Annotated in this window: 27 protein-coding genes; 11 read left to right on the top strand and 16 right to left on the bottom strand. The window is 66.0% G+C overall.

The genetic code is table 11. From position 1 onward, the window contains the following. Window positions 1-90: 90 nt before the first annotated feature. The 3 genes from QRM89_RS18135 to QRM89_RS18125 all read right to left on the bottom strand — a co-directional run bounded on the left by QRM89_RS18135 (window position 91) and on the right by QRM89_RS18125 (window position 2,433). Window positions 91-1,092, bottom strand: a complete 1,002-nt coding sequence (locus tag QRM89_RS18135) for a LysR substrate-binding domain-containing protein (protein WP_011036042.1) — start codon at window positions 1,090-1,092, stop codon at window positions 91-93. Window positions 1,093-1,164: 72 nt separating this feature from the next. Continuing rightward, window positions 1,165-1,524, bottom strand: coding sequence for a protocatechuate 4,5-dioxygenase subunit alpha (locus QRM89_RS18130; protein ID WP_011036041.1), 360 nt, complete (start codon window positions 1,522-1,524; stop codon window positions 1,165-1,167). A 9-nt stretch (window positions 1,525-1,533) separates the two neighbouring features. Next, entirely contained in the window at window positions 1,534-2,433 is a 900-nt protein-coding gene (locus tag QRM89_RS18125) for a gallate dioxygenase (protein WP_011036040.1), read from the bottom strand. A gap of 236 nt (window positions 2,434-2,669) precedes the next feature. On the opposite strand from QRM89_RS18125, the gene QRM89_RS18120 reads away from it, so the two are divergent. Then, window positions 2,670-3,344 (top strand): GntR family transcriptional regulator, encoded by a 675-nt coding sequence (locus tag QRM89_RS18120; RefSeq protein ID WP_011036039.1) that lies wholly within the window; start codon window positions 2,670-2,672, stop codon window positions 3,342-3,344. A 173-nt stretch (window positions 3,345-3,517) separates the two neighbouring features. Here QRM89_RS18120 and QRM89_RS18115 read toward each other — a convergent pair whose 3' ends face one another. The 5 genes from QRM89_RS18115 to ubiH form a co-directional block, all read right to left on the bottom strand. Further along, window positions 3,518-4,612, bottom strand: a complete 1,095-nt coding sequence (locus QRM89_RS18115; protein ID WP_080870031.1) for a transporter — start codon at window positions 4,610-4,612, stop codon at window positions 3,518-3,520. A gap of 48 nt (window positions 4,613-4,660) precedes the next feature. After that, the gene (locus QRM89_RS18110; RefSeq protein WP_115000435.1) at window positions 4,661-5,092 is read right to left on the bottom strand and encodes a nuclear transport factor 2 family protein; all 432 of its coding nucleotides are present in this window, start codon (window positions 5,090-5,092) and stop codon (window positions 4,661-4,663) included. 114 nt (window positions 5,093-5,206) lie between these two features. Further along, window positions 5,207-5,926, bottom strand: a complete 720-nt coding sequence (locus QRM89_RS18105) for an alpha/beta hydrolase (RefSeq protein ID WP_285448650.1) — start codon at window positions 5,924-5,926, stop codon at window positions 5,207-5,209. Window positions 5,927-6,028: 102 nt separating this feature from the next. Beyond that, a complete protein-coding gene (locus tag QRM89_RS18100; protein WP_285448649.1) occupies window positions 6,029-7,210 on the bottom strand; it encodes a UbiH/UbiF family hydroxylase in 1,182 nt (393 codons plus the stop codon). Continuing rightward, the gene (ubiH, locus tag QRM89_RS18095; RefSeq protein WP_285448648.1) at window positions 7,207-8,415 is read right to left on the bottom strand and encodes a 2-octaprenyl-6-methoxyphenyl hydroxylase; all 1,209 of its coding nucleotides are present in this window, start codon (window positions 8,413-8,415) and stop codon (window positions 7,207-7,209) included. The genes QRM89_RS18100 and ubiH overlap by 4 nt, the downstream gene beginning before the upstream one ends. A 193-nt stretch (window positions 8,416-8,608) precedes the next feature. Between ubiH and QRM89_RS18090 the strand changes: the two genes are divergently transcribed. From QRM89_RS18090 to QRM89_RS18050, 9 genes are all read left to right on the top strand, one after another. After that, window positions 8,609-9,187: a hypothetical protein gene (locus QRM89_RS18090; RefSeq protein ID WP_116902993.1), complete on the top strand. Its 579-nt coding sequence runs from the start codon at window positions 8,609-8,611 to the stop codon at window positions 9,185-9,187. A 1-nt stretch (window position 9,188) separates the two neighbouring features. Further along, on the top strand, window positions 9,189-9,746 hold the full coding sequence (locus tag QRM89_RS18085) for a cob(I)yrinic acid a,c-diamide adenosyltransferase (protein WP_115572532.1): 558 nt from the start codon (window positions 9,189-9,191) through the stop codon (window positions 9,744-9,746). A 38-nt stretch (window positions 9,747-9,784) separates the two neighbouring features. Further along, window positions 9,785-10,693: a histone deacetylase family protein gene (locus QRM89_RS18080; protein WP_285448647.1), complete on the top strand. Its 909-nt coding sequence runs from the start codon at window positions 9,785-9,787 to the stop codon at window positions 10,691-10,693. A gap of 131 nt (window positions 10,694-10,824) precedes the next feature. Continuing rightward, window positions 10,825-13,257: an LPS-assembly protein LptD gene (lptD, locus tag QRM89_RS18075; protein WP_076056475.1), complete on the top strand. Its 2,433-nt coding sequence runs from the start codon at window positions 10,825-10,827 to the stop codon at window positions 13,255-13,257. Further along, a complete protein-coding gene (locus tag QRM89_RS18070; protein WP_285448646.1) occupies window positions 13,254-14,645 on the top strand; it encodes a peptidylprolyl isomerase in 1,392 nt (463 codons plus the stop codon). The genes lptD and QRM89_RS18070 overlap by 4 nt, the downstream gene beginning before the upstream one ends. A 4-nt stretch (window positions 14,646-14,649) precedes the next feature. After that, entirely contained in the window at window positions 14,650-15,618 is a 969-nt protein-coding gene (gene pdxA, locus QRM89_RS18065) for a 4-hydroxythreonine-4-phosphate dehydrogenase PdxA (protein WP_285448645.1), read from the top strand. Between the two features lie 562 nt (window positions 15,619-16,180). After that, the gene (gene rsmA, locus QRM89_RS18060; RefSeq protein WP_011036027.1) at window positions 16,181-16,969 is read left to right on the top strand and encodes a 16S rRNA (adenine(1518)-N(6)/adenine(1519)-N(6))-dimethyltransferase RsmA; all 789 of its coding nucleotides are present in this window, start codon (window positions 16,181-16,183) and stop codon (window positions 16,967-16,969) included. 77 nt (window positions 16,970-17,046) lie between these two features. Continuing rightward, window positions 17,047-17,430: a Co2+/Mg2+ efflux protein ApaG gene (gene apaG, locus QRM89_RS18055; protein WP_011036026.1), complete on the top strand. Its 384-nt coding sequence runs from the start codon at window positions 17,047-17,049 to the stop codon at window positions 17,428-17,430. A 28-nt stretch (window positions 17,431-17,458) separates the two neighbouring features. Further along, the gene (locus tag QRM89_RS18050; protein WP_116923406.1) at window positions 17,459-18,445 is read left to right on the top strand and encodes a symmetrical bis(5'-nucleosyl)-tetraphosphatase; all 987 of its coding nucleotides are present in this window, start codon (window positions 17,459-17,461) and stop codon (window positions 18,443-18,445) included. Between the two features lie 44 nt (window positions 18,446-18,489). On the opposite strand, the gene QRM89_RS18045 is transcribed toward QRM89_RS18050, so the two are convergent. From QRM89_RS18045 to QRM89_RS18015, 7 genes are all read right to left on the bottom strand, one after another. Then, window positions 18,490-18,984 carry a dihydrofolate reductase gene (locus tag QRM89_RS18045; protein ID WP_274391402.1) on the bottom strand — a complete coding sequence of 165 codons (495 nt, stop codon included), beginning with the start codon at window positions 18,982-18,984 and terminating at the stop codon, window positions 18,490-18,492. Window positions 18,985-19,056: 72 nt separating this feature from the next. Beyond that, a complete protein-coding gene (locus tag QRM89_RS18040; RefSeq protein ID WP_274391401.1) occupies window positions 19,057-19,851 on the bottom strand; it encodes a thymidylate synthase in 795 nt (264 codons plus the stop codon). Further along, a complete protein-coding gene (lgt, locus tag QRM89_RS18035; protein WP_040941750.1) occupies window positions 19,848-20,738 on the bottom strand; it encodes a prolipoprotein diacylglyceryl transferase in 891 nt (296 codons plus the stop codon). The genes QRM89_RS18040 and lgt overlap by 4 nt, the downstream gene beginning before the upstream one ends. A gap of 53 nt (window positions 20,739-20,791) precedes the next feature. Next, the gene (locus tag QRM89_RS18030) at window positions 20,792-21,283 is read right to left on the bottom strand and encodes a TPM domain-containing protein (RefSeq protein WP_274391400.1); all 492 of its coding nucleotides are present in this window, start codon (window positions 21,281-21,283) and stop codon (window positions 20,792-20,794) included. Then, complete coding sequence (locus tag QRM89_RS18025; RefSeq protein ID WP_274391399.1) at window positions 21,283-22,188, bottom strand: TPM domain-containing protein; 906 nt, start codon at window positions 22,186-22,188, stop codon at window positions 21,283-21,285. Before QRM89_RS18025 ends, QRM89_RS18030 begins: the two co-directional genes overlap by 1 nt. A gap of 352 nt (window positions 22,189-22,540) precedes the next feature. Then, the gene (locus QRM89_RS18020; RefSeq protein WP_011036019.1) at window positions 22,541-23,161 is read right to left on the bottom strand and encodes a LemA family protein; all 621 of its coding nucleotides are present in this window, start codon (window positions 23,159-23,161) and stop codon (window positions 22,541-22,543) included. A gap of 116 nt (window positions 23,162-23,277) precedes the next feature. Continuing rightward, a complete protein-coding gene (locus QRM89_RS18015) occupies window positions 23,278-23,658 on the bottom strand; it encodes a diacylglycerol kinase (protein ID WP_057673203.1) in 381 nt (126 codons plus the stop codon). A 184-nt stretch (window positions 23,659-23,842) separates the two neighbouring features. On the opposite strand from QRM89_RS18015, the gene QRM89_RS18010 reads away from it, so the two are divergent. After that, window positions 23,843-24,544: an SGNH/GDSL hydrolase family protein gene (locus QRM89_RS18010; protein WP_285448644.1), complete on the top strand. Its 702-nt coding sequence runs from the start codon at window positions 23,843-23,845 to the stop codon at window positions 24,542-24,544. Window positions 24,545-24,903: 359 nt separating this feature from the next. Here QRM89_RS18010 and QRM89_RS18005 read toward each other — a convergent pair whose 3' ends face one another. Continuing rightward, on the bottom strand, window positions 24,904-26,175 hold the full coding sequence (locus QRM89_RS18005) for a HAMP domain-containing sensor histidine kinase (protein ID WP_012439181.1): 1,272 nt from the start codon (window positions 26,173-26,175) through the stop codon (window positions 24,904-24,906). Window positions 26,176-26,264 lie beyond the last annotated feature (89 nt).

Here is a 26,264-nt window from a genome sequence, read left to right as displayed (position 1 = left end):
GCGCGATCGAACGGAGACCGGCACCCAACACGGGCGTGCCCAGCCATCCCGTTCAACCACCCAGCATCACGCGCGCACAGCAACCCTCAGCTACGCAGACGCATCCATCAGCACGTCGTATTCACCGGCCTGGTCATCGACCCACACCGCGCCCTGCTCGGCCATGGTCTTCAGCTGACGCTCCAGCTCACGCATCAACAGCCGCACGCCCGGCTTGAGGATTGCGCCGCTGTCGCGGTAGATCACGCCACCGGCGCGCGCCTGCGACGGCTGCTGCAGCTGAAACGCACGTAGCTCGCCACGTGCGATATCGCCGGAGACCATCATGCTGGGCATTACCGCGATGCAATCGGTGCCGAGCAGGATCTCGCGGGTAAAGCTGGCCGAGCTGGAACGCAGCTGATCGCGCGTGGCCAGCCCGTGCTCGCGCATCACCTGCGCCACATCGCGCTCGACATGCTGGCTCAGGGTCGGCAGCACCTGGCGATACGCCGCGGCCTCGGCGATACGCACCTGGCCATCGGCGAACAGCGGGTGGTCGCTGCGCGCCACCAGGGCGATCGGGTCCTGATACAGCACCTTGCGCACCAACGCGTCGTAGCGCGCCAACGGATACAGGCGCCCGACCACCAGATCGATCTCGTTGCCGGCCAGCTTGGGCAGCAGCTCGTCAGTGCGCCCATGCAGCAGGCGCACGCGCAACGTGGGCTCGGCGCGGTACAGCGCCGCCAGCACGGCAGGCAGCAGCCCGCTGGCGGCCACGGGCAGCGCGCCGACGGTGATGGTGAGCGCGTCGTCCTGCAGCAGCCCTTCGAACGTATCCTGCGCGCGCCGCAATTGGCCTAGCACCACGTGCGCAGTCTGTACCAGCACCTCGCCCATCGCATTGGGACGAACCCCGCGCGAGTGGCGCTCGAACAGCGGTGCACCGACGATCTCTTCGATCTCCTGCAATGCACGCGTCAGCGCAGGCTGGGTGACATTGAGCACGCGCGATGCGCGCAGCAGGCTCTTTTGCCGGTCCAGCGCTTCGATGACGCGCAGATGCCGGACCTTGATGCGGTGTTCGAAGAACACGGAGGACATGGTCATGGGGACGACCTTCAGTAGGGAAAAGCAAGAAGGGCTGCGCAATCGCGTGCCCTGGACGTGCGTGAGCTGGGATCAGCGCGCATCGGGTACGCGTCGCGTCTGCATGAAGGCTTCAAAGGTCTCGCCGCGCATGATGGCGTAGACCTGCAGGTTGGTCATGCGCACCACCCGGGCGAACTTTTCGATCACGAAGAAGTTGGCGCCGTACTGCACCAACCCCAGCCAATCGCGTGCGCGGATCAGCTCTTTTTCCTGCTCGCTGAGGTCGGCCTCCTGCATCAACGCCTCGGCATCCTGCAGGAAGCGGTCGCGCCACGGCGCGCGAATCATGTGCCAGAAAAAGCGGTTGATCCGCAGCGCGCGATTGCTGGTGCGCAGATCGAACACATAGGTGCCGCCGAGTTGGTCCATGCCTTGCACTTGTGGATTCATGTCCAATCCTCAGGCTGCATTCGCGTTTGCGTGCCCAAGCCAGTCGGCAGAGCGCGGGGCATCGGCGCGTTCTTCGCCGGGCTCGTACAGCACCACGGTCATCGCGGTGGTGGTCATCAGGTAATAGTTCTGGTGCAGCTTGCGGATCGGCCCGCCCATCGCGCCACGCATCGCCAGCCACATGATCTGCTCCACGCTTTCCGCGCCGCCCAGGCGGACGTAGTCGGTATGCGTCAGGTCGGTCAGCGTTTCCGGTGCGTGCTGGAAGCGGTCCAGAAACTCCATGTCCCACTCGGTGTTGTTGAAGCCGGTCCGCTCGCCATGGATCTGGTGCGACAACCCGCCGGTCCCCACCACCACCACCTTGAGATCTTCCGGATACGACTCGATCGCCCGCCGCAGCGCCTGGCCCAGGCGGTAGCAACGGCGCGCAGTCGGCAGCGGGTACTGCAGGACATTGATGGCGATCGGCACCACCGTGCCGGGCCAGTCGGGCACGTGCGGCCACAGCAGCGGCAGCGGCGCGGCGCAGCCGTGGTCGATGGGCTTGTCCTGGAATACGGTCAGATCGAATTCGTCGTTGACCAGGCATTCGGCGATGTGGGCCTGCAGCTTGACGTCGCCCCGGATGGGCGGCAAGTCCCGCAAGCCGGCGCCCTCGTCGGCGATGGGGAAACGCTCACCGACGCCCAGTGCGAAGGTCGGATACAGGTCAAAGAAGAACGTCGTGCAATGGTCGTTGTAGAAGAACACCAGCACGTCCGGCTGCTGCTCGGCCAGCCAGTTGGCCACCGGCGTGTAGCCATCGAACAACGGCTTCCACAGTGGATCCTGCTGTTTGCCCTTGTCGTAGGCCACGCCGATGGTGGGCACGTGCGAGGTGCCGATCCCGCCAATGATGCTTGCCATGCTGCACTCCTGCGAGGCGAGCGGCCGGACCGCGTCATGCGGAACAGCGCGCGTCAATGTGGGTGGGATCGGTGCCGCTTGGGATCCCAAACTCAATCAACCGGGACGGCTTTGCCCCGAAACGGTATCCTTGGGATCCAAATTGCCATCAAGCGACCTCATCCGCAAGGTTTTTGTGCGGGCTGCATCGAGTTTTGCCACTCGGGCGGGCAGGCAGCACGGCTAGGCGCGAGAGAATGGAGCCCATGGCGAACAACCACCGATTGCAAGCGGTCCAGCAGCTACGCGAACTGATCCTGTGCGGCACCTTTGCGCCAGGCGAGCGCATCACCGAGGCGGCCCTGGCCGAGCGCCTGGCCATTTCCCGCACCCCCATCCGTCAGGCACTGCCTGCGCTCTGCCAGGAGGGTTTGCTGGTGCAGGCGGGCAACCGCGGCTACGCGGTGCGCCGCTTCAGCCAGCAGGAGAGCCTGGACGCGCTGGCGGTCCGGGCGCTGATGGAAGGCATGGCCGCGCGGGCGGTGGCCGAACAAGGCGCCTCCGCCACCCTGCTCGCCGCACTGCATGGCTGCCTGGACGAGGGTGACCGCATCCTGGCCAAGCGCACCCTGGATGCCAGCGACGAGCTGGCCTACGGAGACATGAACGCGCGGTTCCACCGCATGATCGTGATGGCGGCCGACAAACCGATCCTGACCGAGACCGTGGACCGCTGCACGCTGGTGCCGTTTGTCAGCCCCACCAACGTGGTGTTTGGGCAACGCTCGCCGACGCTCGCCTACGACGATCTGTTCTACGGCCACCGCCAGCACGGCGCGATCGTCACCGCCATCGAGCAACGCGATGGCGCGCGCGCCGAACTATTGTTCCGCGAGCATGCCAACACGCAACGCCACAGCATGGGGATGTGAGCTGCGGTTTGGCTACGTTTGCAGCGCAGCCAAACCGCGAAACTAGCCTGCGTCAACACTCACGCGCGTCTCCACCCTTTCGTTGCGCAGGCGCGCAGCGCGAGTTGCGCCACTCCTGCACGCCACGTCACGTGCATGCCGGCCCTGCGCCCACATGCACGCCGTTGCGCACGCTACAACGAATGCACGTACATCAGGTTCACGCTGTTGCCTGCGACCGAATTCTCCACGTCCAGCGGGATGTACAGATTGAGGTTGAACAGGTTCTTTGCATCCACGCGCCAGGACAGCCCAGGCCCCAGATAAAGCTGCATGCGCTTGCTGTCGGCCACGCGCTCGCCGTTGGTCCGATTGTCTTTGAGCTGCTGCAGGAAATAGCCGTTCACACCCACGCGCAGTTGCTCGCTCACTTTCACCGAGCTGGCGAAGTTGACCCAGACCGCATCGCCAGCCTGGCCGTTGCGAAACCGGAAGCCCGGGATGGGTGGCACGCCACCGGCGCGATCGGTGCGGAAATTGTAGAGATAGTTGATGCGCGCACTGATTTCCCAGTTATCAGTGGGCTGCACCGTGAATGCCCAGTGCGGTGCGATCGACCAGAAACCGGTGCCCTGGTTGATGGCGATGTCGCGATCAAACTTACCGACCGGTGCGAACAGATCCAGCGCAAAGCGCTGAAAGAAGAACACACGCCCATCCCGCATGACCGGCGGCATCTGCAGCGCCGGACCGAACGAAATATCGCCCATGCCAAACCCATTGCTGCGCAACCGCACCGGGCTGTCGGCTGCGAACGAGGTGTCGTAATTCACCAGCGGGATGATGGTGTTGAAGCTTAGCGAGCCGCGCCCCAGCGAATACGGGGTCACGTAGATCAACTGGGTCAGCAACGCGCTGACCCCGACCTGCGGGTCGCGAAACGCAGGCGAGTTATCCCCGCGCGCATTCTTGATCGCATCCAGATCGTAGTAGCGCAGGTATTCCAGCACCGTCCAGCCAGGCGTGGTGGAGCCGAAGCCATCCATGAAACTGGTGCCGCCCAGGTTGATGCCCTGCGGCATGGCCACTGTGTCGGGCGCTGCCTGCGCAAGGGCGACCGCCGGTGCCAGCGTGCCGAGCAAGAGGGCCAGCCTGCCCGCATGCTGGCGGCGCGACCGGGACGATGAAGGACGACGACCAACAGACAAGCATGCGCGTTCCACTAGGCGATTCTCCGATAAGGATGGGCGATTGAGGCAACGCGACAGGGGGGAGGAGCGGTGGTGCACTGCCGCCTGGGTTCGTCGGCGGCATCGGTGAACAGCGGTGGTAGGTGTCTAGTGCGCTTCCACACGCACCAGCAATGCGCCGAGGCGTTGCTTGAACAGCCAATGCCCGTCCTGGCGCACCAGCACATCGTCGAACGTGCCAATCAATGCCGGCGCCTGTGCGGTCCACGGCGGCGGCGTGGTGGCCTGTGGTGCGCTGTACAGGACCACATAGCTATGCGCATGGGCCAATGCGTCCGAGTGCACGCTGACCAGGGTATTGAGCATGAGATGGCAGGTACTGCGCGGCGCACGTGCACGGAATGCCTCGCGAATCGCCTCACGCCCATGCACGGGCGCATCTGGCGCGCTCGGCCGTGCAAACACGCCATCGGCGGTGAACAACGCAGCCAGCGCGTCATGTTCATGGCGATCGTTGTGCAAGGCGAAGCGGCGGATCAGCTGTTCGCAGGCAACGGTGATCGAAGCGTCTGGGGACACGCGGTGGCCTCACTGGCAATGGTGGTACTGATGAAGAACGCGGCGGGCGACGCTGACGTCAGCGCACGTGCATTGGCGAGCCGATGGGTCTGCCGTCGAACGGGGAGACGGCGGTCATGCAGCCAGCCAATCGCGCAGCGCGGCGCTGACCGCAGCAGGCGCTTCCACCGGCGTCATATGCCCGCTGTGTTCGAACACCACCAACTGCGCGTGCGGGATCTGCCGCGCCATGTCCTGGTGGCGTTCCAGCGGACTCCAGCTGTCTTGCCGGCCAACGCCGAGCAGCGTTGGACACTGCACCTGCGCCAGCACAGGCGCGGCATCGGGCCGGTTCAGTAGCGCGGTCACCTGGGCGGCATAGCTGTGCGGGGTCTGCCGCATGACCATGGCCACCAGTGCGTCCATCAGTTCGGCATCGTCGTGGCGGTCGGGGTGCAGCATCGGCGGCAGCCACTGCCGGGCCAGCACCTGCATGCCGTCACGGCGCGCAAGCTCCACCAGCGCACCACGCTGCGCGTGCTCCTGCGCGTGCGCCGGATGCACGCCGGTGTCCAGCAGCGCCAGACGCTGCACGCGCTCCGGCGCCTGGCGCACGATCTCCAGCGCCACCCGGCCGCCCATCGAATGACCGGCCAGCGCAAACTGGTCTGGCGCGGCGGCCAATGTCTGTGCAGCCATCTGCTGCACGCTGTCGATGCCGGGAAAATCGAGCACGTGCACTTCGGCGATGTCCGCCAGCGCTGCGCGTTGCGCGTCCCAGATGCTGGCATCACACAGCAGCCCGCTCAGCAGGAGCAGCGGCGGGGTGAGTTGTGCGGGAACGGCGGAGGTCATGGCCCGACTGTAGCCAGCCCAGGCGTATCCGTCGTATGGAAACTGCAGCCTTCGCTATTAGCGCTGGAACATAGCGGCCAGCAAACCGTCAGCGCAGTACGCCTACGCGTTGCCGGACGCGCGCTTCCACAGCAGGTCCACCAACGGCGGCAGCTTGCCCGCCGCCCCCAGCACCGAGCCGCGCAGCAGGGTCAGATGCATCTCGTCGTTGGAGAACACGCGGTTGATGGCGTCGAACCCATACGCAGCGACGGTATTTTCGCTGCGACGCGTGCGCGCCCAGCGTTGCAGCCGGTGCGGCGCGGCCCAGTCGGCGCGACGCGCCAGAGCGTCGTGCGCCAACGTGCTCAACGCCGCGACATCGCGCAATCCCAGATTCACGCCCTGACCGGCCAGCGGATGCACCACGTGCGCGGCATCGCCCAGGGTCAGGACGCGGCCGCTGACGTACTGCTGCACCAGTTGGCGCTGCAGCGGGAACGCCGCGCGCGGCGAACTCACCTTCACCGCGCCTAGACGGCCGGCAAACGCCTGGGTCAGCTCGCGCGAAAACGCAGCATCGTCCAGACCCAGCACGCGCTCGGCGTCGGCATCGGGCAAGGTCCACACGATCGAACTGCGGCCATCGGCGAACGGCAGGAAGGCCAGCGGGCCGGTGGTCAAAAAGCGCTGCCAGGCCGTGGCCTGATGTGCGTGTTCGGTGTCTACGAAGGCGACCACGCCGCGCTGCGCATAAGCGTGACGCGCGACCGGCAGGCCAGCCAACTCGCGCAGCGTGGAAGACGCACCGTCGGCGGCGATCGCCACCGCGGCTTCCAGCCGGCTGCCGTCATCCAGGCGTAGGCGCACGCCGGTGGCATCCTGGTCCAGCTCGACCACGCGCGCCGGGCAATGCAGCGCAATGCCCCGGGCATGCACGGCCGCCCACAGGCGATCGACCAGCAGATCGTTTTCGACGATCCAACCCAACTGTTCGCGACCCAGCGTATCTGCATCGAAGCGCAGTTCACCGCCACCGCCGGCATCCCACACCCGCATGCGGCGATACGGCTGCACGCGCGCGCCGCGCACGTCCTTCCACACGCCAAGGCGCTCCAGCAGCGTGGCGTTGTCGGCGGCAAATGCGTAGACGCGCAGGTCCGCAGAATCGGCACGCCAGCGCGGTGGCTCGCGGCCCTCCACCAACGCGACCTGCAGGCCGGCATCGGCCAGCGCCAGTGCGCACGCCGCACCGACCACGCCGCCGCCGACGATCACGGCATCACGCCCCGAGCGCCGGCTCATGCCTGGCTCCGGCACAGCTGCGGCACATCCCCGCGGAATCCCATCGCCCCACCGACCAGCATCGATTGCAGCGGTGCCGCCTGCGAGGCGGCCAGCAGCCCCAGGCTGCGCAACGGGCGTAGCAGCGGCGCCGGGTTGCCGGTGAGCCGTGCCAAGCCGCTGGAAAAACCGATGGTGTGGTCGCGATCCACCCGCCGCCGCGCAAGATACTCCGCCAGCAACGGCGCTGCGCCGGCATCGCTGCGGTCGGGTTCGATCAGTTCGGCCAGCGTGAGCGCATCGCGCAGACCCAGGTTGAAGCCTTGCGCGCCGATCGGGTGCAGCGTCTGCGCCGCGTTGCCCAGCAGCACCACGCGCTCGGCCACTACGGTGTTGGCCAAGATCTGCACCAGCGGGTACGCACTGCGTTCGCCACTGGCAACAAAACGCCCCGCACGCCAACCGGCGGCGCGTTGCAGCCGCGCCAGCCAGCCAGCCTCATCGAGCGCTGCAACCGTCTCGGCCTCGGCCCGCGCCACACAGTGGATTGCACCGTAATGACGGTCGCCACGCGGCAACAGCGCGGTCGGCCCATGCTCGCCGAAGCGCTCCCAGGCCGTGCCATCGGGCGGGCGTGAGGCGCGCACGCGTGCTACGAACAAGGTCTGCAGGAAATCGTGTTGTTCGGTGCCGATATGCAGCAGTTCGCGCACCGCGCTATGGCTGCCATCGGCGCCGACCACCAGCCGCGCACGCACCAGCTGCTCGCCGTCGGCGGTGGCCAGGCGCACCGCGCGATAGCCGTCCTGCACCGGTTCCACGCCGATGCAGCGCGCAGGCCGGTACCGCTGCAAGCTACGCAATTCGTCCAGGCGCGCTTGCAGGGCCTCGCCGAAATCCCGTGCCACCACCACCTGCCCGAAGCTGTCGCGCCCGTAGTCGGCGGCGTCCAGCTGCACCCGGCCAAAATCGCCGGCACGGCTCACATGGATGCGCCGGATCGGGCCCGGCGCGGTGCGCAGCTTGGCCATCACACCGAGCGCGCCGAGCGCGTTGACGGTGGCCGCGGCGAAACTGAGGTTGCGTTGATCGAACACCGCCGGGGGTGCGCCGGCCGGCGTCGCCTCCACCAGCCCCACATCCAGGCCGATGCGGTCCAGCGCAATGGTCAGGCTCGAGCCCACCAGCCCGCCGCCAACGATCAAAACGTCATGTGCGTGTGTCATCGGCACATGATAAGCCTTCGACCCTGGCCCGTTGCCGCCCCGGGGGTGGGACACGTTGCCGCGTCTGCTGCCGATACCCTCGCCCATGCCCTAGACCGGTAGTCCCGCAGGTGGCGACTGCACGCTCGCCCGGGCGCGGGCATGCCGAGTTCCACGCTACACTCGCGAGTCTGCAATCCGGCCACTTCCGCGCATGACGCCTCGTTCGCACGACACCTTGGTCCTGAGCCTGCTCGCCGTCCTGATGGCGGCCACGCGCATCCATCATTTCGGGCAGGTCCCGGACGCCTCCTGGGCCGTGTTCTTCCTGGGCGGATTCCACCTTGCGGCGCGCACCAAACTGGCCTTCCCGTTGCTGATGGGGTTGGCGGTGGCGATCGACTGGCTGGTGATCACCCAGCAGGGCATGAGCTTCTGGGCGCACTACTGCGTCTCGCCGGCCTACTGGTGCCTGATCCCGGCGTACTTCGCGCTGTGGGCCGGCGGCACATGGCTGCGTCGGCACTACCACGGCGCGCAGTGGAGCGCGCTGGCCAAGCTGGTGCCCGCGCTGCTGATCTCGGTGGCGCTGTGCCAACTGATCGCCCAGGGCAGCTTCTACTGGATCAGCGCCAGCGTGGCCGAGCCAACCCTCGCCGGCTGGTTCAAAAACTACACCGACTGGCTGTGGCCCTACCTGCGCAGCGCAGCGCTCTACGTTGCCGCCGCAGCGGTGATCCAGGTGGTTGCAGAGCGCCTGACCAGCCCACACGGCCAGGCGCAGGCCGGCTGAGATGGGCAACCGGCTCTCCCGCATCTATACGCGCACCGGCGACGACGGCAGTACCGGCCTCGGCGACGGCAGCCGCACCGGCAAGGATGCGCTGCGCGTCAACGCCTACGGCACTGTCGACGAGGCCAATTCGGCAATCGGCGTGCTGCTGGCCGCACCCAACGTGCCTGAACCTGTCGCCGCCCTGCTGACCACCGTGCAGCACCAGTTGTTCGACCTGGGCGGCGAGTTGTGCATCCCGGGCCATGCGGCCATCGACGCCGACGACATCGCCGCGCTGGAACGGCAGTTGGACCATTTCAATGACAACCTGCCCGCGCTGAAGGAATTCATCCTGCCAGCCGGGGGCGAAGCTGCCGCGCGCTGCCATCTGGCGCGCACCATCGTGCGCCGCGCCGAACGCGAAACCGTCGCGCTGTCGCGGCAGGAGCCGGTGCGCAGCGAGGCGATCGGCTATCTCAACCGCTTGTCGGACCTGCTGTTCGTGCTCGCCCGTGTGCTGGCACGCGCCGATGGGCAGCAGGAAGTGCTGTGGCGGCATGACCGCCGGCGCGGCTGACCATGCGCATCACCGCGCGGACAGGCTAGATTGCTCCCATGTTGGTCTTCACCCATCCCGCCTGCCTGGGCCACGACGCCGGCCCCGAGCATCCCGAAAGCCCCGCACGGCTGACCGCCGTGGTCGAGGCCCTGCGCGCAGCGTTTACCGACCTCGACTGGCGCGAAGCGCCGCTGGCCAAGCTCGGCGACCTGTGCCGGGTGCACGAGCGCGAACAGGTCGACGCGGTACTGGAGACCAATTTCCAGGGCTACCACCAGCTAGACGTGGATACCTTGATGTCGCCGGGCTCGCGCGCCGCCGCGCTGCGTGCGGCCGGGGCTGGCATTGCGGCGGTGGATGCGGTGATGCAGGACGGCGCAGGCACGGCCTTCTGCGCGGTGCGCCCGCCCGGCCATCACGCCACCGGCCAGGTCTCGATGGGCTTTTGCCTGTTCAACAACATCGCCGTGGCCGCCGCGCACGCCCGCGACCGGCACGGGCTGGAGCGCATTACGGTGGTGGATTTCGATGTCCACCACGGTAATGGGACCCAGGCGATCTTCGAACGCGACCCAACCGTGCAATACCTCAGCACCCACCAGTCGGGCTTGTACCCGCACTCGGGCGGTGTGCATGAGCGCGGCATCGGCAACATCCACAACCTGCTACTGCCTCCCGGTAGCGACGGCCTGCGCTTTCGCAATGTGTGGGAAGACGAGATGCTGCCGCTGATCGACGCCTTCCGCCCGCAACTGATCCTGATTTCCGCCGGCTTCGACGCGCATCTGCGCGACCCGTTGGCCGATCTCATGCTCGACGCCGACGACTTTGCCTGGCTGACCGCTGCGCTCCGCGCACTGGCCAACCGGCATGCGCGCGGCCGGGTGGTGTCGATGCTGGAAGGTGGCTACGACCTGCAGGCGCTGCGCGAAAGCAGCGTGGCTCACGTCGGCGCACTGCGATGAATCCGGCGGCGCCAGCGCGGTGCCCGGCTGCCATGGCGATGAACCTCGCCCCCCTTCCGCGGGGACTCTTCATTGCCCCTATGCGGGCTATACGGCAAGCTAGCCGCCATTTTACTGGTTGAACTTCACGCGTGCGCCGAGCTCTCCGCCTGCTGCCCCTGCCCTTGAGCATTGCCATTTGCCTGCCGGCAATGGCTGCCGACAAGCCGTTGAACTGGGGACTGTGCCCGGCCGTGGACCCGCTGCCAGGCTTTGACGGCGCGCCCGCCGCCGATCCCAAGGCCGCAGAAATGCGCCAGCAGTTGCCCACCGACATCGAAGGTGACCAGCTTTCCGGCACCAGCACCACCCCGCAGTACCAAGGCAACGTCGCGCTCAAGCGCGGCGACCAGTTCCTGGGCGCCGACAACCTGCGCATGGACACCGAGACCGGCAATTACATCGCCGAGGGCAATGTCCGCTACCAGGACACTTCCTTCCGCATGGTCGCCGACCGCGCCGAGGGCAACCAGGACACCGACAGCCACAAGGTCACCAACATCCAGTATCAGCTGGTGGACCGGCGCGGCAACGGCGGTGCCGAATCGGTGGACCTGCAGGGCCAGGTCGGGCAGATGCACCGCTCCACTTACACCACCTGCGACCCGTCGCAGCCGATTTGGCGCGTGCGCGCTCCCGAAATCGATGTCGACAACGACGAAGGGTTCGGCACCGCGCGCAACGCCGTACTGCAGATCGGCAAGGTGCCGGTGCTGTATTTCCCGTGGTTCAAGTTCCCGATCGACGACCGCCGCCAGACCGGTTTGCTGTTCCCGCAGTTCGGCCTGTCTGGCCGTAACGGCTTCGACTATCTGCAGCCGATCTACCTGAATCTGGCACCGAATTACGATGCCACCTTGCTGCCGCGCTATATGAGCAAGCGTGGTTTCATGTTCGGTACCGAGTTCCGTTATCTGTATGACGGCGGCCGCGGTGAGATCACCGGCAATTACCTGCCTAACGACGACTTACGCAAGAAAGACCGCGGCAGCGTGTTCTACAGCGGCTACCACAACGTCAATAAGTATTGGCAAGCACGCGCCAGCATCTCTTGGGTCAGCGACACGCGTTATGTCGAGGACTTCACCAGCCGTTTGAACGGCATGGGCTCGGCCTCGAGCTTGCAGAGCACCGTCGGCATTTACGGCACCGGCGAGAACTGGACCGCGGGCGTGATGGCCGACCGCTGGCAGCTCACCGATTACACGCTGGATGAGACCGCGCTGCCGTACAACCGTCAGCCACGCGCTTATTTCACCTGGGAAAAGCCGTTTGGAATTTTCGAGGCGGGCATCTATGCAGAAGCCGTCCGCTTCACGCATGACGATTCTTACCAAGTGATCCGGAGACCGAACACCGATAACGGCAACGATAACAATGGCGACGACTACGTTCGCACCAACATCGTCAACCGCGATTACGCTGGCGGCTCGCGCCTGGATGTAAAGCCCTATATTTCGATGCCGTTGTCTGGCGCCGCCTGGTTTCTGACACCAACGGTGGCGTGGCGTTACACCGCCTACCAACTCGACGACAAGCTGGCCAACACGCTTCCGTTGACCGGCAACCGCTCGCCAACCCGCAGCCTGCCCATCGCCTCGGTTGACGCCGGTCTGTACTTCGACCGCGAAACCACGCTGTTCGACACCAAGTACCTCAATACCCTGGAGCCGCGCGCTTACTACCTGTATGTGCCGTACCGCGAACAGACCGACCTGCCGGTGTTCGACACACGCCCGTTCACCTTCAGCTATGGCCAGCTATTCCGCGACACGCGCTATACCGGTGCCGACCGACAGAACGACGCCAACCAGCTGACCCTGGCAGTGACTTCGCGTTGGTTGCGCCAGGACGATGGCCGCGAAAAACTCTCGTTGAGCGCAGGCCAGATCCTGTATTTCAACGACTCACGGGTCACCATCAACAACAGTACAAATGCCGCCGCTGGCAGCGAGCAGACCATTGAACAGGGCAAGTCCGCCTGGGTGGCCGATGCCAACTACATGATCAACGACCGCTGGTCGATGGGCGCCACCTACCAGTGGAACCCCAACTCGCGCAAGGAAGATCTGGCCAGCCTGCGCACGCGCTACCTGCTCAACAACGACGGCATCATCAACCTGGCGTACCGCTACCGTCGCAATCCCACTGACAATACTGACCAGCTCGAACAGGCCGACTTCTCCTTCCTGTATCCGATCAATCCCACCTGGAGTGCGGTCGGTCGGTATTACTACTCGCTGCTGGACCACCAGCCGCTGGAAATGATCGGCGGCGTGCAATGGGACAGCTGCTGCCTGGCGGTGCGCGCCCTGGTGCGCCGGTTCGTGCGCAACCGCGATGGCGAGATGGACAACTCCATCCAGTTTGAGTTCGTGCTCAAGGGCCTGAGCTCGTTTGGCCAGAACACGGACCGCACTTTGCGCCGTGCTATTCTCGGCTATTACCGCGACGACCTCTACCTGGTCCCGCCCAGCAACACCACGACTAATCCGGACGATTACGATCCGAACTTGATTCCATGACCAAGCCTTTCTCTGTACTCCTCGCCTCGCTGCTGGTGATCACCAGCACGGTCTCGCCGCTGGCCTCGGCACAGCAATCCCAGCCGCTGGATCGCATCGCTGCCATCGTGGATGAAGACGTGGTGCTGCAGAGCGAGCTTGATCGCGCTGTGCGCAACGTCAAGTCGCAATACGCCGGCCGCGACAACCAGCTGCCGCCGGACGACGTCCTGCAGCGGCAGGTGCTCGAGCGCCTGGTGCTAGTCAAGTTGCAGGTCGGTCGCGCAGAAGGCAGCGGTATCCGCGTCAGCGACGAGGAACTGAACCGCGCCATCGCCAGCATCGCCCAGCAGAACGGCACCTCCGTGGACGGTCTGCGCCAGAAGCTGGCGGCCGACGGCATGGGCTACGCCGATTTCCGCGCCTCGGTGCGCGATGAAATCATCGTGCAGCGCCTGCGCCAGAGCTTTGCGCAGAGCCGCATCAGCGTGAGCGAAGGCGAAGTGGACACCGCACTGGCCCAGCAGGCCACGACCGGTAGCCAGTACCACCTGGCGCATATCCTGGTCGGCCTGCCGGAAGGCGCCACGGCCGAACAGATTGCCACCGGTCAAAAGAAGGTCGATGGCGTCAAGGCCTTGATCGACAAGGGCGAGCTGGACTTCTCCGCAGCTGCGGTGCGTTATTCGGATAGCCCGAATGCACTGGAAGGTGGCGACCTGGGCTGGCGCAGCCTGGACGAGATTCCCAATGCATTCGCCCAACTGATCCGCGACATGCAGCCTGGCCAGGTTGCCGGGCCGCTGCGTGGCCCCAGCGGTTTCCAGTTACTCAAGCTGGTGGAAATGCGCGACGCCAATGCCGGCGGCGAGAAGAAGGTCGTCACTGAGTACAACGCACGGCACATCCTGGTGCGTATCGGCGACAACCAGACCGAGGCGCAGGCCAAGGCGAAGATCGACACGCTGCGTGCGCGCATCGTGGGCGGCGCTGATTTCCAGGCAACGGCGAAGGAGTCCTCCGAGGACACCAACAGCCGCGGCCAGGGTGGTGACCTGGGCTGGTTCCCGGCCGATGCGTTCGGCCCGGACTTCGGCAAGCAGGTTGAAGGTCTGACCGATGGCGCGGTGTCCGAGCCGTTCCGTACTCAGGCCGGCTGGCACATCGTGCAGCGTGTTGGTACACGTCAGACCGATGTCAGCACGGAAAACCAGCGCGCCCAGATCCGCGAGACGATCGGTCGTCGCAAGCTGGAAGAAGAGTACAACCGCTACCTGCAGGAACTGCGTGGCGAGGCGTTTGTGAGCTTCCGCACCGGCGACCGCGCCGATGCCGATGCCACCGCAGCGCCCGCACCAGCGGCTGCACCCGCCGCACCGACGCCGCCGCCGGCCCAGCCGACGCGCTAAGCCGATGGTCCCCTCGCTCGCGCTGGTGCCAGGCGAGCCGGCCGGGATCGGGCCGGAACTGTGTATCCGGCTCGCCCAGCAGCCGCGCTCGGATGCCCATCTGATCGCTTACGCCGATCCTGACACCCTGCACAGCGCCGCCAAGGCGCTGTGTTTGTCTGTCCGCCTGCTCGATCCCGACCAGCCCGCACGCCTGCCCGGCGATCTGCCGCTGCATCCGGTCCGTCAGGCCGCCCCTACTCGCTTCGGCACGCCCGATCCCGCCAATGCGGCCGCAGTGATTGCCGGCTTGCTGGGAGCGGCAGGCGACTGCCTGTCTGGCAAGCTGCAGGGCATCGTCACCGGCCCGGTGCACAAGGCCGTGATCAACGCTGGCGGCATTGCCTACACCGGCACCACCGAGTTGCTTGCCGCACAGGCCGGCTGCCCGGTGGTGATGATGCTGGCCAATAGCATCGTGCGGGTGGCACTGGTGACCACTCACTTGCCACTGCGCGCAGTGCCGGAGGCGATCACCGCCGAGGCGCTGGCGCGCTGCCTGCGTATCACCGCCGCTGCCATGCAACGGGACTTCGGCCTGGAACATCCGCGCATCGCCGTGCTCGGTCTCAACCCGCATGCTGGCGAAGACGGGCTGCTCGGCCGCGAAGAATTGGACGTCATCATTCCGGTGCTCGATCAATTGCGTAGCGAAGGCATGCAGCTGATCGGCCCGCTGCCGGCCGACACCGCCTTCCTGCCGCAGAAGCTCACCGGCTTCGATGCGGTGGTGGCGATGTATCACGACCAGGGGCTGCCGGTGCTCAAGTACAGCGGATTCGAGCAGGCGGTGAACATCACCCTCGGCCTGCCCTACCCACGCGTGGCGGTCGATCACGGTACCGCGCTGGAACTGGCCGGGCGCGGGGTGGCCGATCCCTCCAGCCTGCTCGCCGCGACGGCGCTGTGCGCACGCCTGGCTGGACGCAGCTGATTCGAAAGATCGGGGCCGCGCAGCGGCAGACCCGGTTCAGCACGTGAGCGAACGCCGCCGGGTCGGGAACGCGCTTCACCGATACCACCAGCCATGCGTTTGTTGCTGTGCCACTCCGGTCTGAGGTCAAGGTGGCATTAGGGCCGAGAGTCATTTGCGTTTGCAGGCGAGGCATCGCCGGCATGTTCAAGGTGATTTCCGTCAGCGGCCTTTACCGCGCGGCCACTTGTGCGGAACGTGATGCACTGAATGTCGGGCAGAGCCGCGCTCTACTTTAGCGTGTCGCAAACGCCGCACGCAGGGTGGGCACACCGCGCCCTACCGCATCGGAGTGGCGATGTGCCCAACAGACGCTCGCATCCTCCAAGCCAATTAGCACTGCGCCTTCCTGCATCAGCCACTAGCTGGGTGGCGCGTCTGTCGCACGGATGCTGCCTGGCGCTCACCCGCAGCGGCGCAAATCAGTACCCGTCCAAGGCCAACAGCGCCAAATCAATCAGCGTGTCCGTGGGCGCACCAGGCGCGTGCCGCGGGCATGCCCGCGCTCCGTTAAACTCTGCACATGAATTCCTCTTTCAGCGCACCGGCCAAGAAGTCGCTCGGCCAACACTTTCTTGCCGACCGGTATTACATCGACCGGATCGTCCAGGCAGTGGACCCGCGCCCCGGCCAGCATCTGGTCGAAATCGGCCCCGGCCAGGGCGCGATCACCTTTCCGCTGCTGCGCAAGCACGGCGCATTGACCGTGATCGAGTTCGACCGCGATTTGATTGCGCCGCTGACCGACGCCGCTGCACCGATCGGCCAGCTGCAGATCATCCACCGCGACGTGCTCGCCGTAGACTTCACCGCAGTGGCCGATGGCACCCCGATCCGGCTGGTCGGCAACCTGCCCTACAACATCTCCTCGCCGATCCTGTTCCATGCGCTGGACCATGCCGGCGCAGTGGCCGACATGCACTTCATGCTGCAAAAGGAAGTGGTCGACCGTATGGCGGCCGGCCCGGGCAGCAAGGTCTATGGGCGGCTGAGTGTGATGCTGCAGGCCTATTGCGAGGTGACCGCGCTGTTCGTGGTGCCGCCGGGCGCGTTTCGCCCGCCGCCCAAGGTGGACTCTGCCGTGGTACGGCTGGTACCGCGCGATGCGGCCAGCGTGTTGATCAAGGACCGCAAGCGCTTTGCCGATGTGGTGCGCGCCGGCTTCGGGCAGCGCCGCAAGACCTTGCGCAATGCCCTGTCCACGGTCTGCGAACCGGCGCATTTCGAGGCCGCCGGGGTGCGCCCGGACGCGCGCGCCGAGCAGCTGGAGGTAGCCGATTTCATTCGTCTAGCCAATGTCGAGCTGGCTTGAATCACCGCGCCCGATGCGGCGCGAGACAGACCGCACGCACTCACCTCAAAGTACAGAACACCCTCTAAACTTTCCCCATGCAAGATGATCCGCGCTACCGGGTCGAGGTCGAGGTGTCACCACGCTTCCTCGCCCATCAATCGACTCCGGAAGAAGGCCGCTACGCCTTCGCTTACAGCATTCGCATTCAGAACGCCGGCGCCGTGCCAGCGCGGTTGATTGCGCGCCACTGGAAAATCACCGACGCCAACGGCCGCACCGAGCAGGTGGATGGCGAAGGCGTGGTCGGCGAGCAGCCGCGGTTGCGTCCTGGCGAGGCCTTCCACTACACCTCCGGTGTGCTGCTGGAAACCGAACAGGGGCAGATGCAGGGTTACTACGACATGGTGGCCGACGATGGCACCGAATTCACCGCGCCAATCGCCGCCTTCGTGCTGAGCGTGCCGAGGACGCTGCACTGATGGATGCTGCATTGAGGGAGCACGCGCGATGAGCGTCTGGGCAATTGGCGATCTGCAGGGGTGCTACGACATCACCCAACAGCTGCTGGAAAAGATCCGGTTCGACCCGGCCCAGGACACGCTGTGGTTCTGCGGTGATCTGGTCAACCGCGGTGGGCAATCGCTGGAAACGCTGCGCCTGGTGCACTCGTTGCGCGCGCATAGCGTGGTGGTGCTTGGCAATCACGATCTGTCGCTGCTGGCGATTGGCGCGCGCTCGGAAGAAGAACAACGCAAGGTCAATCCGGACCTGCAGCGCATCGTGCTGGCAGAAGACCGCGACGTACTGCTCGACTGGCTGCGCATGCAGAAGCTGGCGCACGTGGACCGCGAGCTGGGCTGGATGATGATCCATGCCGGGCTGGCGCCCAAGTGGACCACGCAGATGGCCGAAAAGCATGCGCGCGAAGTCGAGCAGCAGTTGCAGGGCGGCGGCTATCGCAAGCTGCTGCGCAACATGTACGGCGATCAGCCGGGCTGGTCGCCGGGCCTGAGCGGGTACGACCGCAGCCGCGCGATCATCAACCTGTTCACCCGCATGCGCTATTGCACGCCCCGTGGGCGCATCGCCACCGACGACAAGGGCACACCTGGCACCCAGGCCCAGGGCCTGTACCCCTGGTTCGAAGTGCCGGGGCGGGTGGAGCGCGATCTCAAGATCGTCTGCGGCCACTGGTCGGCGCTGGGGCTGACCATCACCCAGGGCGTGCATGCCATCGATACCGGTGCGGTGTGGGGCGGCAAGCTCACCGCCTTGCAGCTGGATACCGACGAACTGCGCGTGGTGCAGGTGCCCGGTCGCGAGGTCACTGCGCCGGCAACGGCGCCGCGTGCACCGCGTCGCCCGCGCGAACGCCAGGGCCGGCAACGCGCACGCGGTGGGCGTGGTGGCGGCAATGGCAATGGCAATGGCAATGGCAATGGTGGCAATGCTGCTGCACCCGCTGCAGCGCCGGGCGACGCGCCCCAGGAGTGAGCCCGTGCACGCGTCGGTGCCGCCGGCCCGACGCCAGGGGCCCATCAGCGGCGCTGGTAATCCACGAAACTGAAAGCGAAGGCGTGCCGCGCGTCGGCCGCATGCGCGCTGCGCTCTGCGGGCACCCACACCGCCGGATCGATCGGAGGGAAGTGCGTATCGGCGCCCTCGACGGCCGTGTCCACTTCGGTAACCGCCAGCAGATCGGCGCGCTCCATGGTCAGGCGGTACACCTCGCCTCCCCCGATCACGCACAGCTCCTGCGCACCGTCCTGCGCCGCGCGTTCGATCGCCTCGTCCACCGAGGCCACTGCATGCATGCCCTCGAAGGGCACTTGCCCAGAACGCGTCAGCACCAGATTCAGGCGCCCTGGCAGCGCACGGCCCAGTGACTGCGCAGTCTTGCGCCCCATCAGGATCGGCTTGCCCAGTGTCAGCGCCTTGAAGCGCTTCAGGTCATCGGGCAGCTTCCACGGCAGATCGTTGTCGCGGCCGATGGCGTGGTTGCGGTCGAAGGCGACGATGAGCGAGAGTTTCATGTGGGCAATGACGTCCGTTCAAACAGAGCGTCAGCGTAGCGCAGCGCCTGTCGAGGCCTTGCGCTGCATCGCTCACACCGCCACGGGCGCCTTGATGGCCGGATGCGGGTCGTAGCCGTCAATGGCGATGTCCTCGAAACGGAACGCGAACAGGTCGGTGACATCCGGGTTCAGGCGCAAGGTTGGCAACGCGCGCGGAGTGCGCGTCAGCTGCTCGCGGGCTTGTTCGAAGTGGTTCGCGTACAGATGCGCATCGCCCAGCGTGTGCACGAAGTCGCCCACGCCCAGGCCGGTGGCCTGCGCCACCATGTGGGTCAGCAACGCGTAGCTGGCGATGTTGAACGGGACGCCCAGGAAGATGTCACCGCTGCGCTGGTAGAGCTGGCAGCTGAGCTTGCCGTCCACCACGTAGAACTGGAACAGGCTATGGCAGGGCATCAAGGCCATCTGCGGCAACTCGCCGACATTCCAGGCACTGATCACCAGCCGGCGCGAGTCCGGGTTGCGCTTGATCTCGTCCACCAGCCACTGCATCTGGTCGATCTCGACGCCGTCCGGGCCGGTCCAGCGCCGCCACTGCTTGCCGTAGACCGGGCCGAGGTCGCCGTTGGCATCGGCCCACTCGTCCCAGATGCGGACCTGGTTGTCTTTCAGGTACGCGATGTTGGTATCGCCCTGCAGAAACCACAACAGCTCATGGATGATCGAGCGCAGGTGCAGCTTCTTGGTGGTGACCAGCGGAAACCCAGCATTGAGGTCGAAGCGCATCTGCCAGCCGAACACGCTGCGCGTACCGGTGCCGGTGCGGTCGGACTTCTCGGCGCCGTGCTCGAGCACGTGCTGCAGCAGATCAAGGTACGGCTTCACTTGGCCGCCTCCACACCTGCTGCGGTCGGCACCACTGGCTGCAGCACCGGCGCGCGGCGCGACAGCGCCAGCAGCACCAGGCCCACGCCGATCAACGGCAGGCTCAGGATCTGCCCCATGGTCAGCCAGTTGAAGGCCAGGTAGCCCAGCGGTGCGTCGGGGACGCGGACGAACTCCACGATGAAGCGGAACACGCCATACAGCAGCGCGAACAGCCCCGACACCGCATAGCGGGCGCGCGGTTTCATCGAGAAGGTCCACAACACCACGAACATCACCACGCCTTCGAGCGCGGCTTCATACAGTTGCGACGGATGCCGGGCGAAGCGGTCCAGCGCGCCGGCCGCGTACTGGGCCTGGAGTTGCGCGGGCGACCAGTCAGCCAACTCCGGCGCATGCGGGAAGATCACGCCCCAGCCGGCCTGAGTGAACTTGCCCCACAACTCGCCGCCGACAAAATTGCCCAGCCTCCCGAATCCCAGGCCCAACGGCACCAGGGGCGCGACAAAATCCATGACATCGAAGAAATGCAGGCGGTGCCGGCGCGTCCACAGGCCGCAGGCGATCAACACGCCCAGCAGCCCGCCGTGGAAGCTCATGCCGCCTTCCCACACCTTGAACAGGATCAGCGGGTTGGCCAGGAAGGTGTCGAAGGCATAGAACAACATGTAGCCGATGCGCCCACCCAGCACCACGCCGAGCATGCCGTAGAACAACAGGTCGGAAAATCCGTCCATGTCCACGCCGGGCAGGCGGCCGCGCAGGATGCGCGAGCGGCCCAGGGCCCAGGCGGAAAAGAACGCGGCCAGATACATCAACCCGTACCAGTGCACCTGCACCGGGCCAAGCGAGAAGGCGATGGGGTCGATGGCGTGCAGATAGATCATGCGGACCGCGGATCACGTAGAGCGAGGCCGCTATTCTGACATCTACGGCGTCCTCAGCCGAGGACGTGCGGCCGATTGGGCAGCTCGTCTTCATGCTGGGCCTGGGCAGCGGCCGGGAAATGCGCGCACAGCAGTTCGGTCACCGCCTCCACTCCCGCCAGCACCGCGGCCTCATGCTGACCATCGCGCAGGAACTGCTGCATGCGCCGGCAGACCTCGGCCCAGGCCGCGTCCGGCACCAACACACGCAGCCCACGGTCGGCCACCACTTCAATGGCATGGTCCGCTAATAGCAGATAGATCAGCACACCGTTGTTGGCTTCGGTATCCCAGGTGCGCAGCTGTGCGAACGCCTGCTCGGCACGTTGGCGAGCGCCCTGACCGCGCCAGAGCGCCGCCGCCGACAGATCCGCCTCCACCGCCACCATCACCTGACCGGTATGCAACTGCTCGCTGGCCGCGATCGCCGCGGCGATACTGTCCATGCTGCGCGGCGGAAAGCTGCGGTGCGCCGAGGGCGCAAACATGTGTCTGATCCAGCGCATCACCAGCTCCCCGAGGCGCCACCGCCTCCCGACGACCCACCACCCCCGCCCCAGCCGCCACCGAACCCGCCGCCGCCAAAGCCACCGCCGCGCCCGCCACCACCGAAACCACCAAATCCGCCGCCCCAACCGCCACCACCGATGGAGCGGCCGCCCGAACCGGACGCCAGGCCAACGACCAATCCGGCGACCGCCGCGCCGATGCTGGCAAACACCAGTGAGGTCAGCAGCAACGCGGCCGCGCCGGCCGCTGCACCGCTTAGCACTCCGCGCACCGGCCGCGGCAATGCCCGCAGGAACACCCGCGCGATCAACGCGACGAACACGCCGATAAACAGCGCCATGACCCAACTACCGCTGTCGCTATCGCTCAGATCGGACGCATGCCCGCTCACCGGCGCGGGCAAGGCCTCGCCTTCGATCAGCCCGGCCAGCGTGGCGGTGGCGTCACGGATGCCGCCGCCGTAATCGCCCTCGCGGAATCGCGGCGCCAGGTACTCCTGGATGATGCGGTTGGCCACGATGTCGGGAATCGCCCCTTCCAGGCCGTAGCCCGGTTGAATCCTCACCCGGCGATCGTCCTTGGCCACCAGCAGCAGCACGCCATCATCCACGCCCTTGCGGCCAATCTTCCATTGGTCGAACACGCGCTGGGTGTATTGCTCGATCGCCTCCGGCTGGGTGGTCGGCACAATCAGGATCTGCAACTGCGCGCCCTTGCGTTGCTGCAGGGCCAGCGCCTGTTGTTCCAGCTGCTGGAGTTGGGCGGCATCCAGCGTGCCAGTGGTATCCACCACCGGCGAGCGCAACGGCGGGATGGCGGCGAGATCCTGCGCGACCACCGTGGCCGGCAGCAGCGCGCAGAGCAGCCACAGCATCCACAAGGCATATCGACGCTGGGGCATTACAGACTCCAAAGGGCGGCATTGCCCATCGAAATGACTGCCACGTTTTCAGGCACATGGCGCGTGAGGCCTGGCGCCGCGCTGTCGAACATGGCCGCATACCACCGCGGGCAATAACGAGACAGAAACAGCGAGCCGTGCGTGGCGGCTGACCTGGTGACAGTGTTTGAACGAGCGCGTTCGTCGATGTGCCCACTGCGAAGTCGCGTAACAGCGCGATGGGCATTGGCTTCACTGCACAGACCGATGACGCGATCCCTAGCCTCCACCAAAGCGCCACAAGTACTGCCAAGACCGGCCGGCCGCCTCATCGACGGCCAGCCATCTGCTCGCTGCCCACCACTGCGCCGCATTACTGCGCAGGCTGCGGTTGCTGCTGCGGTGCCGGCTGCGTGCCGAAATTCACCTCCGGCGCGCGCGAAATCTGCGCCTCGTTTTCCACGCTGAAATTCGGCTTGGGCTGGTAACCGAAGATCTTGGCGGTGATCACCTGCGGGAACGAGCGGATGTAGGTGTTGTAGTCCTGCACGGTCTGGATGTAGCGGCCGCGCGCCACGGTGATGCGGTTTTCGGTGCCTTCCAGCTGCACCTGCAAATCACGGAACGATTGGTCGGACTTGAGCTGCGGGTAGTTTTCGCTGACCACCAGCAAGCGCGACAGCGCACTGCCCAGTTCGCCCTGCGCCTGCTGGAAGCGCTTGAGCGAGGCTTCGTCGTCGGCATTGACCTGGATCTGGCCCACCCGCGCGCGCGCGTTGGTCACTTCGGTCAGCACCTGGCGCTCTTGCTGGGCATAGCCCTGCACGGTGCGCACCAGGTTGGGAATCAGATCGGCGCGGCGCTGGTACTGGTTGAGCACCTCCGACCACCCCGCTTTGACGCCTTCTTCCTTCTGCTGGATCGCGTTGTAGCCGCAGCCGGACAGCGAGGCGGTGAGGACCAGCAGCACCAGGGCGCGAATCAGGACGGGCATGCAGGCGATTCCATGACAAGGGATCGCGAGCATGCCACGGCGCCAGTCAAGCCGGCATGCACATCCCGGCATGCGGTGCGGCCAGCCGCTTCACAGCCGCCACCACGCTGCCGCACTCAGAACAGCCGCGGCAGCAGGATCAGGCCCCAGCACAGCAACACGTTGATCAGCAGCACGAACACGGCGGCCGAGCCCATGTCTTTGGCGCGCCCGGCCAGCACGTGGTGTTCCGGGCCATACCGCTCGATCACTGCCTCGATGGCCGAGTTCAGCAACTCCGCAGCCAGCACGATCAGCAATGGCGCAATCAGCGCGATGCGTTCCAGCCCCGAATTCCCTAGCCACAGCGCCAGCGGTGTCAGCAGCGCGGCCAGGCAGACTTCCAGGCGGAATGAGGATTCATGCAGCCACGCGGCACGCAGACCCTGCCACGACCAGACCGCCGCCTTGAGCATCCGGCGCGGGCCGCGCGGCACGTGCCCCAGTTGATCGGCCATCCGTCAGCGCATCCGAACGCTGGTGCAGGACAAGGATTGGATCAGGGACATGGGGAGGCCGTAGCAGCGGAAAGTGCGAATCTTGCCACCGCGACGGTTCCGGCCGCCAGTCGCGCCCGGATTTGCCGCTGCAGCCGCGCTGCCGCACCATGCGCAGTCCGCTCCACGTTGACAGGTCTGCCCGATGAAACAACTGCCCTTGCGCGCGCTGTTGTGCGCACTCGCCATTGCGTCCAGCCCCCTGCAGGCCGCCGCGCCGCCTGCCGCGCCACAGGTACCGGCACAGGTTTCCAATGCGGCATGGGAACAGGACATGCAGCGCTTCGCGGCCAGCGATGCGCAGCAACCGCCGCCCAAGCACGGCATCGTGTTCGTCGGCAGTTCGTCGATCCGTTTCTGGGAAACGCTGGCGCAGGATTTCCCCGGTAAACCGGTGATCAACCGTGGCTTTGGCGGATCGGAAGTGCGCGACAGCACCTGGTACGCCGACCGCATCGTGATTCCCTACGCGCCGCGCCAGGTGGTGTTGTATGCCGGCGACAACGACCTCAACAGCGGGCGCAGCCCGGAGCAGGTGCGCGACGATGTGGTGGCTTTCGTCACACGCATCCGCGCCGCACTTCCCGAGGCACGCATTGGCTACCTGTCGATCAAACCCAGCCCGTCGCGTGCACAGCTACTGCCGGCGATCGTGCGCGCCAACCAGCTGATCAAGCAGGCATTGGCCAACGTGCCGCGGACCGACTACATCGACATCTATACGCCGATGCTGGACGCCACCGGCAAGCCGCGCCCGGAGCTGTTCCGCGAGGACATGCTGCACATGAAGCCGAATGGTTATGCACTCTGGCGCAAAGCGGTGGCGCCGGTGCTGGAGCGCAAGTAACGCTGGTCTTCAGGCAGCGCCCCTTGCGAGGGGCGTTGCTGGAATGACTCGCTGGTCCGGTCCGTAATTTGGCGTTGAGAGCATGCACTGCGCGCCAGGTAGGCCTGCGCCACGTACGGCAACCGCTGATTGCTCAACGCGCTGCATTTACTTCGTGCGTCGCACTGTCGAGATGCTCATCCGTCAACACAGGCCTGCACCCTCCTCAGGCTGAGGCGCTGACACAGCGAGGATGCGTGCCCCGGGCATCTCGCTCTCTACTGTAGCCATAGCGAGTTCGCTAAGACACTGCAGCGACGCATACACGGTAGCGATAAGCAGATTTGCCGCTATTTCCTGCGAACCAGCGTCAGACCCACCTACGCCACTACGACCGCAACAGAAGTACCGACGCCCGCCTCGCTATGCAGCTCGATGCGCCAGCCGAAGCGATCGCACAGCCGGCGCACGATCGATAGCCCCAGTCCGGTGCCTTGCGGCCGGGTCGGGTCGGCGCGGAAGAACGGCTCGAACGCACGCGCACGCGCCTCCTCGCTCATGCCGATGCCGGTATCGCGCACCACGATGCGGTCCTGGGTGACTTCCACCTCGATGCTGCCAGTGTCGGTGTAGGCACAGGCATTGCGCAGCAGGTTGCTGAGCACCACCCGCATCACCCGTGGCGGCGCAAACATCTGCAGGCTGCGGTCGCCCACCATGTGCAGTGAGACCGGCTTGTCGCCCAGCAGTTCGCGCGCATTGTCCACTTCCTCGCTGGCCAGCTCGGCCGCATCGAAACTTTCGCTTTGCGGGTCGATCTCGGCTTCGCGCGCCAGGATCAGGAAGGCATCGATCACCGCTTCCATGTCGCGTCCGGCGCGCTGGATGCGGCGCAGGCTGCGCTGCGTGCGCGGTGCCAATTCTTCATCGGCTAAGGCCATGTCGCTGGCGACCCGGATCACCGTCAGCGGCGTACGCAATTCATGGCTGGCATCGCGGGTGAAGTTGCGTTCGCGCGCGACGTGGTCGCTGACGCGGCGGCCCAGCTCGTGCAAGGCAGCGGCGAGCTGCCGGGTCTCGCCCTGCATTTCCACCGGCAACCGCTCGGGCGAGAGCTCGTCCACATCGGGTTGGCGTGGATCCCACTGCGCCACGCGGCGCGCCAGCCAGGTCACCGGCGACACCAGCTGTTTGGAAAGACGGTAGGTAAACCACGACACGCCATAGATCGCCAGCAGCACCAGGATCGCCGGCACCACGCCGAACCACAGCGTCAGATGTGCAGCACGCGAGCGTGGAAACACCAGATACAGCCGCCCTTCCGGGCGCTGGTCGACATACACCAGCGCATCGGCGGCGGCCACTTCACGGAAGCCGGGCGACAGCAGACGCAGCGACTGCGGCACATCATCACTTGCAGGGCCGGCAGGATCGAAATAGCCGCGGATGTTACGTGTATCGGGCGGGCGATGATCGGGTGCGCTGCGGTACATGCGCCAGAAATGCACGGCCTCGTCGGCCAGCACGGTACGCACCAGGCTGTATTTGATGACCAGCGAGATCAGATAGCCGCCCAGCATGATCGCCAGGCTCGCCAGGACGACCTGCAACAAAAATGCGATGCGGATTTTTCGCGGGAGCCCGTGCGGCATTGCGGCATCCAGGAAGATCGCCGAAGTATAGGCAACACTTCCGTGAGCCCGTCGTGCAACCAACCGGCAGCACGCGGTGACGAGCGGCG

Origin of the sequence: Xanthomonas sp. LMC-A-07 (genome assembly GCF_030208825.1) — a bacterium.
Lineage (GTDB): Bacteria > Pseudomonadota > Gammaproteobacteria > Xanthomonadales > Xanthomonadaceae > Xanthomonas > Xanthomonas campestris.
Note: the sequence above shows the minus strand (reverse complement) of the source record. Positions and strands in the feature narration are given on the sequence as shown.

Bases quoted from the DNA above. Each gene is read 5' to 3' on its own strand.
- QRM89_RS18135 (WP_011036042.1), bottom strand. From the start codon at position 1,092: ATGACCATGTCCTCCGTGTTCTTCGAACACCGCATCAAGGTCCGGCAT.
- QRM89_RS18130 (WP_011036041.1), bottom strand. From the start codon at position 1,524: ATGAATCCACAAGTGCAAGGCATGGACCAACTCGGCGGCACCTATGTG.
- QRM89_RS18125 (WP_011036040.1), bottom strand. From the start codon at position 2,433: ATGGCAAGCATCATTGGCGGGATCGGCACCTCGCACGTGCCCACCATC.
- QRM89_RS18120 (WP_011036039.1), top strand. From the start codon at position 2,670: ATGGAGCCCATGGCGAACAACCACCGATTGCAAGCGGTCCAGCAGCTA.
- QRM89_RS18105 (WP_285448650.1), bottom strand. From the start codon at position 5,926: ATGACCTCCGCCGTTCCCGCACAACTCACCCCGCCGCTGCTCCTGCTG.
- QRM89_RS18100 (WP_285448649.1), bottom strand. From the start codon at position 7,210: ATGAGCCGGCGCTCGGGGCGTGATGCCGTGATCGTCGGCGGCGGCGTG.
- ubiH (WP_285448648.1), bottom strand. From the start codon at position 8,415: ATGACACACGCACATGACGTTTTGATCGTTGGCGGCGGGCTGGTGGGC.
- QRM89_RS18090 (WP_116902993.1), top strand. From the start codon at position 8,609: ATGACGCCTCGTTCGCACGACACCTTGGTCCTGAGCCTGCTCGCCGTC.
- QRM89_RS18085 (WP_115572532.1), top strand. From the start codon at position 9,189: ATGGGCAACCGGCTCTCCCGCATCTATACGCGCACCGGCGACGACGGC.
- QRM89_RS18080 (WP_285448647.1), top strand. From the start codon at position 9,785: ATGTTGGTCTTCACCCATCCCGCCTGCCTGGGCCACGACGCCGGCCCC.
- QRM89_RS18070 (WP_285448646.1), top strand. From the start codon at position 13,254: ATGACCAAGCCTTTCTCTGTACTCCTCGCCTCGCTGCTGGTGATCACC.
- pdxA (WP_285448645.1), top strand. From the start codon at position 14,650: ATGGTCCCCTCGCTCGCGCTGGTGCCAGGCGAGCCGGCCGGGATCGGG.
- rsmA (WP_011036027.1), top strand. From the start codon at position 16,181: ATGAATTCCTCTTTCAGCGCACCGGCCAAGAAGTCGCTCGGCCAACAC.
- apaG (WP_011036026.1), top strand. From the start codon at position 17,047: ATGCAAGATGATCCGCGCTACCGGGTCGAGGTCGAGGTGTCACCACGC.
- QRM89_RS18050 (WP_116923406.1), top strand. From the start codon at position 17,459: ATGAGCGTCTGGGCAATTGGCGATCTGCAGGGGTGCTACGACATCACC.
- QRM89_RS18045 (WP_274391402.1), bottom strand. From the start codon at position 18,984: ATGAAACTCTCGCTCATCGTCGCCTTCGACCGCAACCACGCCATCGGC.
- lgt (WP_040941750.1), bottom strand. From the start codon at position 20,738: ATGATCTATCTGCACGCCATCGACCCCATCGCCTTCTCGCTTGGCCCG.
- QRM89_RS18030 (WP_274391400.1), bottom strand. From the start codon at position 21,283: ATGCGCTGGATCAGACACATGTTTGCGCCCTCGGCGCACCGCAGCTTT.
- QRM89_RS18025 (WP_274391399.1), bottom strand. From the start codon at position 22,188: ATGCCCCAGCGTCGATATGCCTTGTGGATGCTGTGGCTGCTCTGCGCG.
- QRM89_RS18020 (WP_011036019.1), bottom strand. From the start codon at position 23,161: ATGCCCGTCCTGATTCGCGCCCTGGTGCTGCTGGTCCTCACCGCCTCG.
- QRM89_RS18015 (WP_057673203.1), bottom strand. From the start codon at position 23,658: ATGGCCGATCAACTGGGGCACGTGCCGCGCGGCCCGCGCCGGATGCTC.
- QRM89_RS18010 (WP_285448644.1), top strand. From the start codon at position 23,843: ATGAAACAACTGCCCTTGCGCGCGCTGTTGTGCGCACTCGCCATTGCG.
- QRM89_RS18005 (WP_012439181.1), bottom strand. From the start codon at position 26,175: ATGCCGCACGGGCTCCCGCGAAAAATCCGCATCGCATTTTTGTTGCAG.